Annotated in this window: 16 protein-coding genes; 5 read left to right on the forward strand and 11 right to left on the reverse strand. The window is 57.6% G+C overall.

Annotation, left to right across the window (positions count from 1 at the left end):
• Nucleotide 1: 1 nt before the first annotated feature.
• Complete coding sequence (gene dinB, locus CWM58_RS17015) at nt 2-1,057, reverse strand: DNA polymerase IV (protein WP_100681396.1); 1,056 nt, start codon at nt 1,055-1,057, stop codon at nt 2-4.
• A gap of 160 nt (nt 1,058-1,217) precedes the next feature.
• Between dinB and CWM58_RS17020 the strand changes: the two genes are divergently transcribed.
• On the forward strand, nt 1,218-2,078 hold the full coding sequence (locus tag CWM58_RS17020; protein ID WP_100681397.1) for a glycerophosphodiester phosphodiesterase family protein: 861 nt from the start codon (nt 1,218-1,220) through the stop codon (nt 2,076-2,078).
• Between the two features lie 585 nt (nt 2,079-2,663).
• Here the strand turns inward: CWM58_RS17020 and nqrM are convergent.
• The 7 genes from nqrM to CWM58_RS17060 are packed head-to-tail and all read right to left on the reverse strand — an operon-like array spanning nt 2,664 to nt 8,724.
• Nucleotides 2,664-2,879: a (Na+)-NQR maturation NqrM gene (nqrM, locus tag CWM58_RS17030; RefSeq protein ID WP_004204638.1), complete on the reverse strand. Its 216-nt coding sequence runs from the start codon at nt 2,877-2,879 to the stop codon at nt 2,664-2,666.
• Nucleotides 2,880-2,881: 2 nt separating this feature from the next.
• A complete protein-coding gene (nqrF, locus tag CWM58_RS17035; protein ID WP_100676587.1) occupies nt 2,882-4,105 on the reverse strand; it encodes an NADH:ubiquinone reductase (Na(+)-transporting) subunit F in 1,224 nt (407 codons plus the stop codon).
• 12 nt (nt 4,106-4,117) lie between these two features.
• Nucleotides 4,118-4,714 (reverse strand): NADH:ubiquinone reductase (Na(+)-transporting) subunit E, encoded by a 597-nt coding sequence (gene nqrE / locus CWM58_RS17040; protein WP_061156411.1) that lies wholly within the window; start codon nt 4,712-4,714, stop codon nt 4,118-4,120.
• A gap of 6 nt (nt 4,715-4,720) precedes the next feature.
• Nucleotides 4,721-5,359: an NADH:ubiquinone reductase (Na(+)-transporting) subunit D gene (locus CWM58_RS17045; protein WP_002889716.1), complete on the reverse strand. Its 639-nt coding sequence runs from the start codon at nt 5,357-5,359 to the stop codon at nt 4,721-4,723.
• A complete protein-coding gene (locus CWM58_RS17050) occupies nt 5,352-6,146 on the reverse strand; it encodes a Na(+)-translocating NADH-quinone reductase subunit C (RefSeq protein ID WP_100681398.1) in 795 nt (264 codons plus the stop codon). Before CWM58_RS17050 ends, CWM58_RS17045 begins: the two co-directional genes overlap by 8 nt.
• Entirely contained in the window at nt 6,139-7,377 is a 1,239-nt protein-coding gene (locus CWM58_RS17055) for an NADH:ubiquinone reductase (Na(+)-transporting) subunit B (protein ID WP_100681399.1), read from the reverse strand. The genes CWM58_RS17050 and CWM58_RS17055 overlap by 8 nt, the downstream gene beginning before the upstream one ends.
• A gap of 3 nt (nt 7,378-7,380) precedes the next feature.
• A complete protein-coding gene (locus CWM58_RS17060; RefSeq protein WP_100681400.1) occupies nt 7,381-8,724 on the reverse strand; it encodes a Na(+)-translocating NADH-quinone reductase subunit A in 1,344 nt (447 codons plus the stop codon).
• Nucleotides 8,725-9,135: 411 nt separating this feature from the next.
• Here CWM58_RS17060 and dpaA point away from each other — a divergent pair, with 411 nt between their 5' ends.
• Nucleotides 9,136-9,876: a peptidoglycan meso-diaminopimelic acid protein amidase gene (gene dpaA, locus CWM58_RS17070; RefSeq protein ID WP_061155670.1), complete on the forward strand. Its 741-nt coding sequence runs from the start codon at nt 9,136-9,138 to the stop codon at nt 9,874-9,876.
• Here dpaA and CWM58_RS17075 read toward each other — a convergent pair.
• On the reverse strand, nt 9,847-10,614 hold the full coding sequence (locus CWM58_RS17075) for a class II glutamine amidotransferase (RefSeq protein WP_061155671.1): 768 nt from the start codon (nt 10,612-10,614) through the stop codon (nt 9,847-9,849). The two genes, dpaA and CWM58_RS17075, sit on opposite strands and share 30 nt — an antisense overlap.
• A gap of 74 nt (nt 10,615-10,688) precedes the next feature.
• Nucleotides 10,689-11,270: a D-sedoheptulose 7-phosphate isomerase gene (gene lpcA / locus CWM58_RS17080; protein ID WP_008805261.1), complete on the reverse strand. Its 582-nt coding sequence runs from the start codon at nt 11,268-11,270 to the stop codon at nt 10,689-10,691.
• A gap of 239 nt (nt 11,271-11,509) precedes the next feature.
• On the opposite strand from lpcA, the gene fadE reads away from it, so the two are divergent.
• The 3 genes from fadE to CWM58_RS17095 all read left to right on the forward strand — a co-directional run bounded on the left by fadE (nt 11,510) and on the right by CWM58_RS17095 (nt 16,252).
• Nucleotides 11,510-13,954 (forward strand): acyl-CoA dehydrogenase FadE, encoded by a 2,445-nt coding sequence (fadE, locus tag CWM58_RS17085; RefSeq protein WP_100681402.1) that lies wholly within the window; start codon nt 11,510-11,512, stop codon nt 13,952-13,954.
• Nucleotides 13,955-14,132: 178 nt separating this feature from the next.
• Entirely contained in the window at nt 14,133-14,903 is a 771-nt protein-coding gene (locus CWM58_RS17090; RefSeq protein ID WP_061156412.1) for an amidohydrolase, read from the forward strand.
• 248 nt (nt 14,904-15,151) lie between these two features.
• Nucleotides 15,152-16,252, forward strand: a complete 1,101-nt coding sequence (locus CWM58_RS17095; protein ID WP_100681403.1) for an AI-2E family transporter — start codon at nt 15,152-15,154, stop codon at nt 16,250-16,252.
• Nucleotides 16,253-16,280: 28 nt separating this feature from the next.
• Here CWM58_RS17095 and eamB read toward each other — a convergent pair whose 3' ends face one another.
• On the reverse strand, nt 16,281-16,871 hold the full coding sequence (gene eamB / locus CWM58_RS17100) for a cysteine/O-acetylserine transporter (protein ID WP_100681404.1): 591 nt from the start codon (nt 16,869-16,871) through the stop codon (nt 16,281-16,283).
• Nucleotides 16,872-16,890: the final 19 nt, after the last annotated feature.

The raw sequence follows: 16,890 nt of genomic DNA on the forward strand, positions 1-16,890 counted from the left end.
GTTAAATCCCTAATAAAAGCTGCCTTTCCAGCTGCGGATCGAGCAGCGTCACGTGGAGCCCAACCAGACGCACGCCCCGTCCGCCGCGACGCTCATCCCAGGCTTTGTGGGCGGTGGCAATCAGATCCTCTTTGTTCAGCCGCGGCCAGACGTGCTCCTGGGTGGTCTGCTGGAAGTCATTGAATTTCAGTTTAATGCCCTGGCGGGCGATCAACAGGTCCGGTTTGACCTTTGCCAGCCGGCGCTCCAGCTCGGGATAGAGGTTTTCGATAATCGCTTCGCACGCTGACCATTCGTGGATATCTTCCACTAACGTCCGCTCCACGCCCACCGATTTACGTTGCCGGTCGTTATGGATTTCGCGCTCATCAATCCCGTGGCTGCGCTCCCACAGAATACGCCCGAATTTACCGAAACGCTTGAGCAACATGACCAGATCGCTGTTCTGCACATCGCCACAGGTACGCAGGCCCATATTTTCCAGCTTCGCCGCCGACACCTTTCCGACACCGGGTATTTTCGCCAGCGGTAGCGCCCGCACAAACTCAGCCACCTGATGGGGAGCGATAACGAACTGGCCGTTGGGTTTATTCATATCGGAGGCGATTTTGGCGAGAAACTTCACCGGCGCCACGCCCGCCGAGGCGGTGAGATGTAGCTCCCGTTCAATGGTCTCGCGGATCTCCTGAGCTATCAGAGTGGCCGACCCGTGACAATGCACGCTGTCGCTGACGTCAAGGTAGGCTTCATCCAGCGACAGCGGCTCAATGCGCGAGGTATAGCGGGAGAAAATTTCGCGGATATGGTTCGAGGCTTCTTTGTAAGCATCAAAGCGGCCGGGAAGCAGCGTGAGATGCGGGCACAGCTTGAGCGCCGTCGCCGTCGGCATGGCGCTGCGCACGCCAAACTTGCGCGCAGGATAGTTCGCGGTACTAATCACGCCACGCTGTACCCGACTGCCGCCTATCGCAATGGGAATATCGCGCAACGCCGGGTTGTCGCGCATCTCCACCGCCGCAAAGAAACAGTCCATATCGACATGGATAATTTTACGCATCGTCAGACTCAACACTGTATACCCATACAGCATAGCAAAAACTGCGCGCCAGTTTGATGCTTTTTTTACTGCGGTAGTCAAAAAAACGCTGACAACATAAAAATGCAATAAATCATGTTTATTTTCATGATGTTAATCAACAAACCTGAAAGATACCATCATGAAGAAACGACTCACCGCACTTTGCCTGCTGGCCACCAGCAGCGCTTTAGCTAACCCACAGCTGATTGCCCACCGCGGCGGTACCGGCGATGCGCCGGAAAATACCCTGCCGGCCATTAAACTGGCGCTGGAGAATAACGCTGAGGCCATTTGGGTCACGGTGCAGTTAAGCCGCGACGGCGTACCGGTACTCTACCGTTCAAGCGATCTCTCCGCCCTGACCAACGCCGAGGGTAAGGTCTCCAGCTTAAACGCCGCCGAGCTGGCGAAAGTCGACGCCGGCTGGAAATGGGGGGATGACAGCCATCCGTGGCGCGGTAAGCAGGCCACGATCCCGACCTTGCAAAGCGTGCTGCAACAATGGCCGCACACTTTTTTCTATATCGATATCAAATCTCCGGATGCCGATCCGGCGGTGATGGGCGAACGCCTGCTGGCGGTGTTAAAAGCCACCGACAGCCTCGATCGCGTGCGGGTCTATTCCACCGATGACCGCTATATCGCCGCCCTGCCATCGGCTATTCCCCGCTTCGTCACCCGCAGCGAGACTCGCACTAAACTTGCTACTATTTCACTCAGCCACCAGTGTCAACAGAGCAGCCAGAGCAATGGCGATAAGTGGTATGGGCTGGAGCTGAAGCGCAAGGTGGAGGTGGTGGAGAAGTTTACCCTTGGCGAAGGGATCTCTCCGGCAACGCTCACCTGGGATAAAGAGGCGATGGATTGCTTCCGCTCACAGGGCAAAGCGCACATTATTTTCTTCGGTATCAACAGTGCGGAAGACTACCGCACGGCGAAGGAGCTGGGCGCCGACGGGGTGATGGTGGATTCCCCCGCGCAGGCGAAAAGCTGGCAGTAAGGGAGTCAACGGCTAAAAAGGGCCGCGAAAGCGGCCTCACATAGCTGGCATGCTATTGCCGGGTGGCGGCTGGCGCCTTACCTGGCCTACGGTCCCAAATCACCACCGGGCCAGAAGCTGCTGAAACTGCCGGTGCTGGCGGCCTCAACATCGCTGAGACGTTCCCGGAAGGCCGGGGCAGCCCGCATGGATGCGGGCTGAGGGCCGTGTTTTGCACGGACGCTGCCTCGGCCCGACCCGAAGCCTGCAGGGATAAGTCGAAGGCACCGCGCAGTGGCGATGTTGCTGGCCGGAGCCCGGGGGTACAGGGGGCGGCGGCGACTGGCCGCCCCCTGTGCGCTCCCTGCGCCATGAGTGACATAACGCAGAAGAAATATTGGGAGCGCAATCTGCCCGGAAATAACACAGAAGTGGTAGCCCTGCTAAGCGCAGCGCGAGCAGGGACATCTCCGGTTGCGCTGTTATTTCGCCGGGTGGCGGCTGGCGCCTTACCCGGCCTACAAAACCGAAGCAGCAGATCCGGCAAGCGCAGCGCCACCGGGCACGGAGCCGCTTTATGCCCGGCGGCGCTGCGCATGCCGGGCATTACAAAATACGCCGCTGCTGACGCTGCGCCTCGCGAGCGAGACGTTTCTTACGCGCGTCGCACGGTTCCGGACAGTCGCAGACTTTCTCCAGCCCCAGCGAGGAGATCCCGCCGCAGCTGCCCTGAATGCTCTTACGCTTCACCAGGTAGCCCAGCGACATACCGAGGATCACCAGCGCAAAAATCACAAAGGTCGCGACAAATACCGTCAACATCGTCAGCCTCCAAAGTCGTCGAGCATGATGTTCTCATCTTCGACGCCCAGGTCTTTGAGCATTTTAATCACCGCGGCGTTCATCACCGGCGGCCCGCACATATAGAATTCGCAGTCTTCCGGCGCCGGGTGATCGCGCAGATAGTTTTCATACAGAACATTATGGATAAAGCCCGTATGCCCGGTCCAGTTATCTTCCGGCAGCGGATCGGAGAGCGCGACGTGGAAGGTAAAGTTTGGGTTGTCGCGCGCCAGCTGCTCGAACTCATCATCGTAGAACATCTCGCGCAGCGAACGGGCGCCGTACCAGAAGCTGATTTTGCGCGTGCTGTGCAGCCGCTTGAGCTGATCAAAGATATGCGAGCGCATCGGCGCCATGCCGGCGCCGCCGCCGATAAACACCATCTCGGCGTCGGTCTCTTTAGCAAAGAACTCGCCAAACGGCCCGGAAATCGTCACCTTATCGCCAGGCTTCAGCGACCAAATATAGGACGACATGATCCCTGGCGGCGCATCCGGTACTTTCGGCGGCGGCGTCGCGATGCGCACGTTGAGCATAATGATGCCCTTCTCTTCCGGATAGTTAGCCATCGAGTAGGCGCGCAGGGTCGGCTCTTTCACCTCAGAGACGTAGCGGAACAGGTTGAACTTATCCCAGTCTGAACGGTATTCATCGGGAACATCGAAGTCAGCATAAGCCACTTTATGCGGCGGGCATTCAATCTGAATAAAGCCACCGGCGCGGAACGGCACCACCTCCCCCTCCGGGATCCGCAGCTTGAGCTCTTTAATGAAAGTGGCTTTGTTATCGTTAGAGATAACTTCGCACTCCCATTTTTTGACGCCAAAAATCTCTTCCGGCAGCTCAATCTTCATGTTCTGCTTCACCGCGACCTGGCAGGCCAGACGGCAACCGGCTTTGGCATCCCGCTTGGTAATATGCGAAAGCTCGGTCGGCAGGATATCGCCGCCGCCCTCTTTAATTGTCACCCGACACTGGCCGCAGGAGCCGCCGCCGCCGCAGGCAGAAGAGACGAAGATCCCATTGCTGGACAGCGTGTTCAGCAGTTTGTCACCCGCCGGGGTACGGATCTGTTTATCCGCTTCGTTATTGATCTCAATAACCACGTCGCCCGCGTTCACCAGCTTCGAGCGCGCTGCCAGGATAAGCCCCGACAGCACCAGCACAATTAGCGTGAACATCACAACGCCAAGAATAATTTCCATACTTTTCCGCCCTTATAGCTGCACACCGGAGAAGGACATAAAGCCCAGCGCCATCAGGCCAGTGGTAATAAAGGTGATCCCTAACCCGCGCAGACCGGCGGGCACATTGGCGTACTTCATTTTTTCGCGGATCCCCGCCATCGCCACGATCGCCAGCATCCAGCCAATGCCGGAGCCGAAGCCGTAGACGATGGATTCCGTGAAGTTGTAATCGCGCTGCACCATGAACGACACGCCGCCGAAAATCGCGCAGTTGACCGCAATCAGCGGCAGGAAGATCCCCAGCGCGTTGTACAGCGCCGGGAAGTATTTATCGAGGATCATCTCGAGGATCTGCACCAGCGCGGCAATCACCCCGATAAAGGTGATGAAGTTAAGGAAGCTGAGATCAACGCCTTCCACCAATGCGCCGTCGCGCAGCACCAGGTTATAGACCAGGTTGTTGATTGGCACGGCAAGACCCAGCACCACCGTCACTGCGACGCCGAGGCCGAAGGCGGTGGAGACCTTTTTCGACACCGCGAGGAAGGTACACATCCCGAGGAAGAAGGCCAGCGCCATGTTCTCAACGAACACCGCGCGGACAAACAGGCTGATGTAATGAGCCATCACCGATTACTCCTTTTCCTGCTGCTCAGGCTTCCAGCTACGCAGGGCCCAGATCAGCAAACCGATAATGAAGAACGCGCTCGGCGCCAGCAGGAACAGGCCGTTCGGCTGATACCAGCCGCCGTTCTGCACCGTCTCCAGCACCGTGATACCGAACAGCTTGCCGCTGCCGATAAGCTCGCGCAGGAAGCCGACGATAATCAGGATCGCGCCATAGCCGAGACCGTTGCCGATACCGTCCATAAAGCTCGCCAGCGGTGGCGATTTCATGGCGTAGGCTTCGGCGCGACCCATCACAATACAGTTGGTGATGATAAGCCCGACGAATACCGACAGCTGCTTAGAGGTCTCATAGGCGAAAGCCCGCAGTAGCTGATCCACCACGATAACCAGCGAGGCGATGATCGCCATCTGCACGATGATGCGCACGCTATTGGGGATATGGTGGCGAATCATCGAGATAAACATGCTGGAGAACGCCGTCACCAGCGTCACCGCGATGGTCATCACGAAGGCGGTTTCCAGTTTAGTGGTCACCGCCAGCGCGGAGCAGACGCCCAGCACCTGCAGGGCGATGGGGTTGTTGGCGATGAGCGGCCCCACCAGCACGCGCTTCACCTCTTTCATATCGCTCTGTTCAGCCATTATTCAGCCCTCCCTCGCGCACCTTTTTCAGGAACGGACCAAAGCCCAGTTCGCCCATCCAGAAATCAAAGCTGTGCTGCACGCCGTTAGACGTCAGCGTGGCGCCGGATAGACCGTCTACCGCGTGCAGGTCACCGGCGCGCGCGCCGCCTTTTACCACGCGGAGTGCCGGCATGCCGTTGTCATCCAGCACCTGCTTGCCAATAAACTGCTGGCGCCAGTTCGGGTTTTCCACTTCGCCGCCCAGCCCCGGGGTTTCCCCCTGATCGTAGTAAGTGATGCCTTTCACCGTGCGGGCATCGACGTCCAGCGCCACGAAGGCGTACATCATCGACCACAGGCCATTGCCGTAGATCGGCAGCACCATCTGCTCAATCTGTTGCTGCGCGTCGCGCACCAGATAAATTTCCGCCAGGTTGCTACGGCGTTTAATGCCGGCCGGATCCTGGCTGGCGTCCAGCGCGATGCTCTGCTGCGGATCCTTCAGCGCCTGGGCTTGGTTGAATTTCCCCGGGTCTTTCTCCAACAGCTCGCCGGTCGACAGGTTCACCAGCCGCGGGGTAATGCGTGCCGCGAAGGTATCGGCTACCGCATCGGCATCCATCCCGGGCTGCATCAGGCCGGCGACGGCCAGAATATTGCGCTGCTTATCCAGCGCCCGCTGCGCCTGCTGGCGGGATTTCAGCCCCACAGCCGAGCCCGCCACCACGATGGAGCAGACCAGACAAAGCACCAGCACCACCAGCAGCGTTTTGCCGATGCTATCGTTACTTTTCTTCTCAGCCACGCGACTTCCTCCGCTTAATATTGGCCTGCACCACCAGGTAATCGAACAGCGGTGCGAAGAGGTTGGCGAAGAGGATCGCCAGCATCATCCCTTCCGGATAGGCCGGGTTCACCACGCGGATCAGCACGCACATCACGCCGATCAGCACGCCGTAACTCCATTTCCCTTTATCAGTAAACGAGGCGGATACCGGGTCCGTCGCCATAAACATCATGCCGAAGGCAAAGCCGCCGAGCACCAGATGCCAGTACCACGGCATGGCGAACATCGGGTTGGTTGCGGAACCGATGAAATTAAACAGGGTGGCGATGGCGATCATGCCGATCATCACCCCGGCGACGATGCGCCAGGATGCGACGCGGCCAAAGAGAATGATCGCGCCGCCAATCAGGATCATCAGCGTGGAGACTTCGCCAATTGAGCCGGGAATGTTGCCGAGAAAGGCGTCCATCCAGCTCACCGGGATGCCGGTAGCGACGTTAACCAGCGCTTCACCGCCGCCGCTGGCCCACTGGGAGAGCGGCGTGGCGCCGGAGAAACCGTCCGCCGCCGTCCATACCAGGTCGCCGGAGATTTGCGCCGGATAGGCGAAGAACAGGAACGCGCGCCCCGCCAGTGCCGGGTTGAGGAAGTTGCGCCCGGTACCGCCGAAAATCTCTTTAGCGATCACCACTCCGAAGGAGATCCCCAGCGCCGCCTGCCATAGCGGCAGCGTAGGCGGCACAATAAGCGCGAAGAGAATTGAGGTAACGAAAAAGCCTTCGTTGATCTCATGTTTGCGCACAATCGCGAACAGAACTTCCCAGAAGCCGCCGACGATAAAGACGGTGAGGTAAATAGGCAGGAAGAAGACCGCGCCCAGGGTCATCATGCTTAGCCAGCCGGCGTCAGTACTGAAGCTGACCCCTAACCACTGGGCGACGCTGTAATGCCAGTTGTTGGCGATCACCTGCTGCAGCTGTTCGGCGCCGTACAGTTTGTGCAGCGCCGGAATGGTCTGCAGCCCAACGTTGTACATGCCCCAGAACATCGCCGGGAATACGGCAAACCACACGAGGATCATCATCCGCTTGAGGTCGATGGCGTCGCGCACGTGCGCCGCGCCGCGGGTGACCTGCCCCGGCGTGTAGAAGATGGTCGCCGCCGCTTCATACAGCGGGTAATATTTTTCCAGCTTGCCGCCATGCGTGAAATGCGGCTCAAGTTTCTCAATCAGGTGCTTTAAGCCCATCTCTTATCCTTCCTGCTCAATCTGGGTTAACACGCTGCGCAGCGCCGGACCGTATTCATATTTGCCCGGACAAACGTAGGTGCAGAGCGCCAGATCTTCTTCATCCAGCTCCAGACAGCCCAGCGCCTGGGCGCTATCGCTATCGCCGGCCAGCAGATCGCGCAGCAATATGGTTGGCAGAATATCCAGCGGCATCACCCGCTCATAGTTGCCGATCGGCACCATCGCCCGTTCGCCGCCGTGGGTATCGGTGGAAAAATGAAAGCGCTTGCGCTTGAAGAAATGGCCTAGCGTAGTGCGGGTAATCGAGAACTTCTCTTTGCCCGGCATTACCCAGCCAAACAGCTCTTTTTCCCGACCTTCCCGAACCACGCTCACCTGCAGATGGAAACGCCCGAGGAAAGCGTGAGGGCCATGGGCACGGGTACCGCTAAGCACCGAGCCGGAAATGACGCGGTTTTCGCCCTCCTCCAGCTCGCCTGCCAGCAGATCGTCCAGACTGGCGCCCAGCGTCGTTTTGACCAGCCGCGGCGACTTCACCTGCGGGCCGCCGAGCGCAATCACCCGTTCGCAGTACAACTCACCTTCAAGGAAAAGCTGACCAATAGCGATCGCATCCTGATAATTGAGGTGCCAGACCTGCTTATTCAGACTCACCGGCTCCAGAAAGTGAATATGCGTTCCCGGCAGCCCCGCCGGGTGCGGCCCGGCAAATTGATTAAAACAGACCTGGCCGGCAGGATGGCCGCCCAGCTTGCCGCCACTGGGCTGGCAGACGTGCACTTTCCCGTCGGTTAGACGCGTGAGCACGGTAAGACCGGCGTCGAAGGCGGCACGCTCGGCCAGAATAATCGGCTGCGGCTCTGCCGCCAGCGGATTGGTGTCCATGGCGTTGACAAAAATAGCGGCGGGCACGCTGCCCGGGCGCGGCGTTTTACTGAATGGCCGGGTGCGTAGCGCGGTCCACAGGCCCGACGCCAGCAGCTGCTGCTGTACGGTGTCGCGCGGCAGCTCAGCCAGTGCGTCCGCAGCGTAACGCGTAAAGGCCACCGCCTCATTGCCCTCGATATCAATGACCACCGACTGCAAAACGCGCCGTTCACCGCGGTGGATCGCGCTGACAACCCCGCTTACCGGGGCGGTAAAGCAGACACCGGGGATCTTTTTATCTTCAAACAGGATCTGACCTTTTTTGACCCGATCGCCTTCTTTGACCGCCATGGCGGGACGCATTCCGATGTATTCTTCGCCGAGCAGCGCGACGCGCTTCACCGCTGGCGCGGGAGAAATCTGCTGTAATGGCATGCCAGCTATGGGCAAATCCAGCCCTTTCGTGATTTTAATCATATCGTTAGCAGGTATCCGTAACCTCAACCCCGACGCAGGCCGGGGCCAGCCTATTGATAGAATGGCAGAGAAGAAAGGGCGAAACGGCGCCAGTGACGCTCATGACGGAAGAGAAGCCTCCTTTCTTACTCTGGTGATGAACCGGCGCAAGTGTAACATTTCGTGAGCGGCGGCTGTAGCGCGAGGGGCAATAAGTGCTTCTAAAATGCGAGCTATTGCGCAAAGTTCTGACTGTGTTTTCGCCGTAAGCAGGTTATAAAGTGAGGCTGAATTGTAAACGCCGCCACGTCGCCCTTGCGAAAAAATGCCGTGATGCTAATGTGAGCGCTCTAAATCCAGAAAACTCTGATTTCGGGTCTCTCTTGCCGTCCTGGCAATGTGGCTATTTTGTTTTATCAAGGAACAAGCAGTATGCGCAAAATCGCATTATTTATTGCGATGCTTCTGTTGCCGTGCGTGTCATTTGCCGGGCTGCTCAGCAGCAATAGCCCGACGACGCCGGTTAGCAAAGAATACAAGCAGCAATTAATGGGTTCACCGGTTTATATTGAGATCTTTAAAGAAGAGCGCATGCTCGACCTTTACGTCAAAATGGGTGAGACCTACCAGCTCCTCGACAGCTATCGGATCTGCAACTACTCCGGTGGTCTTGGGCCGAAACAGCGCCAGGGCGATTTCAAGAGTCCGGAAGGATTCTACAACGTCACCCGCGGCCAGCTCAAACCCGACAGCCGCTTCTATAAAGCCATTAACATCGGCTTCCCGAACGCCTACGATCGCGCCCATGGTTATGAAGGGAAATACCTGATGATCCATGGCGACTGCGTCTCTATCGGCTGCTACGCCATGACCGACAGCGGGATCGATGAGATCTTCCAGTTCGTGACCGGCGCCTTAGTCTTCGGCCAGGCAAGCGTGCAGGTGAGTATCTATCCGTTCCGCATGACCAATGCCAATATGGAACGCCACAAATACTCCTACTATGCGGATTTCTGGAAACAGCTCAAGCCTGGCTATGACTATTTCCAGCAGACCCACAAACCGCCGATTGTGTCAGTGACCGACGGCCGCTATGTGGTAAGCAAGCCGCTCAGCCACGAGGTTGTTCAGCCGCAGCTGGCCTCAAACTACACGCTCCCCGAGACAAAATAACGCCCACTCGCCTGGCATGATCTTGTGCCAGGTTTCATTGGCCGTCAGCGGCTGCGTGGCGATAACCGTGACCACATCGTTGGGTGTGGTCTCGCGTTGAAAGTCGATCTCCACATCCTGGTCCAGCAGTTTTGCCACGCCGAACGGCGCCCGCCGGGTGATCCAGTGCAGATTGGTCGAGCAGAACGCCATCACGTAGCGCCCGTCCGACAGCAGCATGTTGAACACCCCTTTCTCACGCAGTTCACCCGCCAGGGTGGCGATAAACTTGAATACCCCCAGCATATTGCCCGGCGTGCGCGGATAGCGCTCGGTTAAGCGGTGCAGCAACCAGCAAAACGCCTTTTCACTGTCGGTTTCACCCACCGGATGGAAATTCCCGGTTTTCAGCGATTTATAGCCTTTGAGTTGCCCGTTGTGCGCGTAGGTCCAGTGGCGCCCCCACAGCTCGCGAGTAAACGGATGGGTGTTTTCCAGCGCCACCATACCGCGATTGGCCTGACGAATATGGGCGACAACGGAACAGGATTTAATCGGGTAATCCTGGACCAGCTTCGCGATAGGTGACTGAAAGCTTGGCTGCGGATCTTTGAATGTGCGACAGCCTTTACCTTCATAGAAGGTGATACCCCAACCGTCTTTATGCGGCCCCGTCCCGCCTCCGCGCTGTACCAGCCCGGTAAAGCTAAAACAGATATCTGTTGGCACATTGGCGCTCATCCCGAGCAGTTCGCACATAGATCACCTCACCCTCACAAATCACGACGGCGCCAAAGCGAAGCCGCCGTCAACAGTACATACTCGCCTGCCTGTTAGCCTTTCACCATCTCTTTTTCGATCAGCATGATCAGGATATGGATCACTTTGATATGGATCTCCTGGATGCGGTCGGCGTAGCCAAAGTGCGGCACGCGAATTTCAACATCGGCGGAACCTGCCATTTTGCCGCCGTCTTTGCCGGTCAGGGTGATCACTTTCATCCCCTGCGCCCGCGCGGCTTCAATGGCTTTGATCACGTTGCCGGAATTGCCAGAAGTGGAGATACCAAGCAGCACATCGCCCGCGCGGCCAACGGATTCAACGTAGCGGGAAAACACATACTCATAGCCAAAATCATTGCTCACGCAGGAGAGATGGCTGACGTCGGAGATCGCGATGGCCGGGTAACCCGGGCGGTTTTCGCGATAACGTCCTGTCAGCTCTTCCGCAAAATGCATCGCATCGCAATGGGAACCGCCGTTGCCACAGGACAGCACTTTACCACCCGCCTTAAAGCTATCCGCCAGCAGGACAGCGGCACGCTGGATAGCATGGATATTGGCTTCGTCCTGCAGAAAGTTAGCCAGCGTTTCCGCGGCTTCGTTCAGTTCGTTACGAATAAGATCCTGGTACATGAGGATAATCCTTCAGTATGAGTGGAATAACCCTGGCAGTGTACCGGATAGCCGCGGAAGCGAGAAGCAGCAGGCTGCGTTATCCCCCGCCCTTTTGATTTTATGTGCCGCTTTTGCATACAACAATGTGAGCGAGGTTGTAATTATTTTGTAAACACATTGCTAAATAAAAACGCATGCACTACAACCAATACATCACAAGTGGTCAGACCTCCTACAAGCTCAGGGAGCATTTCTCTATGATGATTTTGAGTATTGTTGCAACCGTCGTTTTACTCGGTGCGCTCTTCTATCACCGGGTCAGCCTGCTGCTCAGCAGTGTGATTTTGCTCGCCTGGACCGCGGCGCTCGGCGCGGCCGGACTGTGGAATATCTGGCTGCTGCTACCGCTGGCCATTATTCTGTTGCCGTTCAACTTTGCCCCAATGCGTAAATCCATGATTTCCGCACCGGCATTTCGCGCTTTCCGCAAGGTGATGCCGCCGATGTCGCGTACGGAAAAAGAAGCCATCGACGCCGGCACCACCTGGTGGGAAGGCGATCTGTTCCGCGGCAACCCGGACTGGCACAAGCTGCATAACTATCCGCAGCCGCGCCTGACCGCCGAAGAGCAGGCATTCATTGATGGCCCGGTGGAAGAAGCCTGCCGGATGGCTAACGACTTCGCCATCACCCACGAAATGGCCGATCTGCCGCCAGAGCTGTGGGCCTATCTGAAAGAGCACCGCTTCTTCGCGATGATCATTAAGAAAGAGTATGGCGGGCTTGAGTTCTCGGCTTACGCTCAGGCACGGGTACTGCAGAAACTCTCTGGCGTCTCCGGCATCCTGGCGATCACCGTCGGCGTCCCGAACTCACTGGGCCCGGGCGAGCTGCTGCAGCATTACGGTACCGAAGAACAGAAGAACCATTACCTGCCGCGTCTGGCACGCGGCCTGGAAATCCCCTGCTTCGCACTGACCAGTCCGGAAGCGGGCTCTGACGCCGGCGCTATTCCGGATACCGGCGTGGTGTGCATGGGCGACTGGCAGGGTCAGCAGGTGCTGGGGATGCGCCTGACCTGGAACAAACGCTATATCACGCTGGCGCCAATCGCCACCGTGCTGGGCCTGGCCTTCAAACTCTCTGACCCGGATCGTCTTCTGGGTGGTGAGGAAGAACTGGGCATCACCTGCGCGCTGATCCCAACCTCAACGCCTGGTGTGGAAATTGGCCGCCGCCACTTCCCACTGAACGTCCCGTTCCAGAACGGCCCAACCCGCGGCAAGGATATCTTCGTGCCGATCGATTACATCATCGGCGGCCCGAGCATGGCCGGTCAGGGCTGGCGCATGCTGGTTGAATGTCTGTCGGTCGGCCGCGGCATTACCCTGCCGTCCAACGCCACCGGCGGTCTGAAATCAGTCGCCATGGCAACCGGTGCCTACGCCCATATTCGCCGCCAGTTCAAGATTTCGATCGGCAAAATGGAAGGGATTGAAGAGGCGCTGGCGCGCATCGCGGGTAACGCCTATGTGATGGACGCCGCGGCATCGCTGATCACCTACGGCATTATGCTCGGCGAGAAACCGGCAGTGCTGTCCGCGATTGTGAAATATCACTGTACCCACCGCGGCCAGCGCTCCATTATCGACGCGATGGATATTACCGGCGGGAAAGGCATTATGCTTGGCGAAGGCAACTTCCTCGCCCGGGCTTATCAGGGCGCGCCTATCGCCATCACCGTTGAAGGTGCAAACATTCTGACCCGCAGCATGATGATCTTCGGTCAGGGGGCTATTCGCTGCCACCCTTACGTGCTGGAAGAGATGGCCGCCGCGCAGAGTAACGACCTGAACGCCTACGACAAGCTGCTGTTCAAACACATTGGCCATGTCGGTAGTAATAAAGTACGGAGTTTCTGGCTGGGCCTGACCGGCGGGCGCACCAGCAGTGCGCCGACCCGTGACGCTACCCGTCGCTACTATCAGCAAATGAATCGCCTGAGCGCTAACCTGGCGCTGCTGTCAGACGTATCAATGGCGGTACTGGGCGGCAGTCTCAAGCGTCGCGAACGTATCTCCGCGCGTCTGGGCGATGTGTTAAGCCAGCTGTACCTGGCCTCGGCGGTGCTGAAACGCTATGACGATGAAGGACGCAATGAAGCCGATCTGCCGCTGGTTCACTGGGGAGTGCAGGATGCGCTGCACCAGGCTGAACAAGCTATCGACGATCTGCTGAAAAACTTCCCGAACCGTCTGGTAGCAGGTGCGATGCGCGTGGCCATCTTCCCGACCGGGCGTCATCATCATGCGCCGTCGGATAAGCTGGACCATAAAGTCGCTAAAATTCTGCAGGTGCCCAGCGCCACCCGCTCCCGCATCGGTCGCGGTCAGTACCTGACGCCGAGCGAGCATAACCCGGTTGGTCTGCTGGAAGAAGCGCTGCTGGAAGTGATGGCGGCCGATCCTATCCACCAGCGGATCTGCAAAGAGTTGGGTAAAAATCTGCCGTTCACCCGTCTGGATGAGCTGGCACACAACGCGCTGGCCAAAGGATTAATTAATCAGGAAGAAGCCGCTATTCTGACCCGTGCAGAGCACAGTCGCCTGCGCAGCATCAACGTCGACGACTTTGCACCAGAGGAGCTGGCAACGCAGCCGGTAAAGCTGCCGGAAAAAGTTCGCAAGGTTGAAGCCGCATAATAAAACAATCACCACATCACACGCCGGGCGGGGAACTTTCCCCGCCTTTTTTTCGTCATCCCCTCCTCCGTGGCTTCTGTCAGTAGCATTTTTTTAACAAAATATTCCGCTGACCGCCGCGAGGCTGATATGGTGTTACAGTTAACCTAACCCCCTCATGAGAATGGAGTTGACCATTGTGCCTGGCCTGAAAATTACGCTGTTGCAACAACCGCTGGTCTGGATGGACGGCCCTGCTAACCTGCGCCATTTTGATCGCCAACTGGAAGGGATTATCGGGCGCGATGTCATTGTTTTACCGGAGATGTTCACCACCGGCTTTGCCATGGAGGCGGCAAAACAGTCTTTGCCACAGGCCGATGTTGTGGAGTGGATGTATGCCAAGGCTGCGCAAACTCAGGCGCTGATCGCTGGCAGCGCTGCGCTGCAAACCGAACACGGCGCCGTTAACCGCTTCCTGCTGGTCGAGCCTGACGGTACGGTGCACCATTATGATAAACGGCACCTGTTCCGTATGGCCGATGAACACCATCACTATGAGGCTGGTGACCGGCGCGTGGTCTTTGAATGGCGCGGATGGCGGATCCTGCCGCTGGTCTGTTACGACCTGCGCTTTCCGGTATGGTCACGTAATCTGAACGACTATGATTTGGCACTGTATGTCGCCAACTGGCCGGCACCGCGATCGCTGCACTGGCAGTCGCTGCTGGTCGCTCGCGCCATCGAGAACCAGGCCTATGTCGCCGGCTGTAACCGGGTCGGTACTGACGGCAACGGCCATCATTACCGCGGCGATAGCCGGATTATCAGCCCCCAGGGGGAGATTGTCGCTACTGCCGATCCGCATCAGGCCACCCGTCTTGACGCCGAATTGTCGCTGACGGCCCTCCAGGAATATCGTGAAAAATTTCCCGCCTGGCGCGATGCCGATCCTTTTACCCTCGATTAATATCCCTCCGCTTTCTTCCCCATTCAGCGGGTAAAGAAAGCGGGATTTCGCCCGCCAACGCGCCACAGAATATTTGCCGGGCGCCATTCATTTCTGTTCTACACTCATTAAAAGACTCCACAATCAAATGGACGGAGATCACCTTCAACTCACTTCTGCGTTGTAAATCATGAATTTTCTGTTGCTGGCGTGTTTTGTTAAATAACGCTGAGCGTTGGCGTAAGAATATTATGTGAGCGTAATAGACAATGGATAATAATAATCTGCTGTTGATTGAAAAACGGCTGGTCACCCGCTTTCTCGATATGTTTATTCGGTTCGGGCTTATTCTGGCGCTGGCCTCATTCTGTTTTACCGTCTTTTCTCCCTTTATCAATATGATGCTCTGGGCGCTGATCCTCGCCGTGGCGCTCTATCCCTTACATCAATATTTTGCCGGACTGTTAGCGGGCAAACAGGGACTGGCATCAGTGGTGCTGGTGTTGTTAGGTATTTTACTGATCGTCATCCCCACGGTGCTGATGATCACCTCGCTGGCGGAAAGCGCCAGCGCCATGATTGACAAGATGGGGAACCAGAGCTTTACCATTCCCCCGCCCTCTTCGCGCATTGCCGCGTTACCGATCATTGGCGAACGGCTTAGCGCCCTGTGGATGAGGGCTTCCGTGGATCTCCCGGGGCTGCTCAGTAATTACCGCTCGCAAATCGGCGACATTGCCAAACAGTTTCTCAGCATTTTGGCCAGCATGGGCGGCGGGCTGATTGGCTTTATTATTTCGTTTATCGTCTCGGGAATTATGATGGCCTGGGGCGCAGCAGGCGCCATCAGCGCGCAGCGTATTGCCATTCGTATTACCGATGAAAATAAAGGCGTGACCCTCACCCGCCTGTGCACCAGCACCATCCGCGCGGTCGCCCAGGGCGTCATCGGGGTGGCATTGATCCAGGCGCTGCTGGTCGGCGTGATCATGCTGATGGCCAGCATTCCCGCCGTTGGGATCTTCTTTATTCTGGCCCTGATCCTCGGCATTGCGCAGGTGCCGGTGATCCTGGTGACGGCCCCGGCCATTGCGCTAATGTGGAGTCTCGGTACTCACAGTACCGGAATGGATATCTTCTACACCCTCCTGCTGATCGTCGCCGGTATGGCCGATAACGTCCTCAAACCTCTGCTGCTGGGGCGCGGAGTCGATGCGCCGATGCCGGTGGTGCTGCTGGGCGCCCTCGGCGGAATGGCCTCTAACGGCATTCTCGGTATGTTCCTCGGCGCCACTCTGCTGGCCATCGGTTACCGGATCTTCATGACCTGGGTAAATGAAGGGCAACCCGCCCTGCCACAGGATAAATAACCTCAAGGGAGCGTTACGCTCCCTTGATTCATTCCATAAACATTCGCACCGCGCACCAGACCAGCAGCAGCGCCAGCAGCAGATTTAACCCTCTTCCATGGCGTTCGAACACCGGCTGAAACAGCTGACCGGCCAGCGCCCAGCAAAGATTGCCGGCAACGCCTATTACTGACAGCAACAGGCTTATCATCACCAGCCAGAATGGCTCGCGAGTCACCGGCAGAACAAAGGTCGACAGGGCCGTGATGCCGTACAGGATAATTTTTACATTCACAAACTGCAGCCCCAGGCTGGCCCAGAAGCTGACAGGCCGCTCCTCCTGCCCACCGCTGGCAGGATCGCTACGGGCAATGTGCCAGGCCAGCCACAGAATATAACCCGCGCCGATCCAGCGGAGCAGGGAGGTAATTCCCGCATCCAGCGTAACAAGGGTTAACGTCAGCCCGGCGCAAATCAGCATGATAATCACGAATCCGAGGCTCATACCGACCAGTACCCGTGTGCTGCGTCGAAAGCCGTGCGCGGTGACGCTGCTCAGCGCCAGAATATTATTCGGCCCGGGCGTCAGGGCGGTGATCAGGGTGTAAGTTAAAAAGGCGCTAATCAGGGTAGGTGTCACGTGTTTTCTCCTCTTGACT

Source organism: Klebsiella sp. H-Nf2 (assembly GCF_002806645.1).
In the GTDB taxonomy this organism is placed as follows: domain Bacteria; phylum Pseudomonadota; class Gammaproteobacteria; order Enterobacterales; family Enterobacteriaceae; genus Klebsiella; species Klebsiella variicola.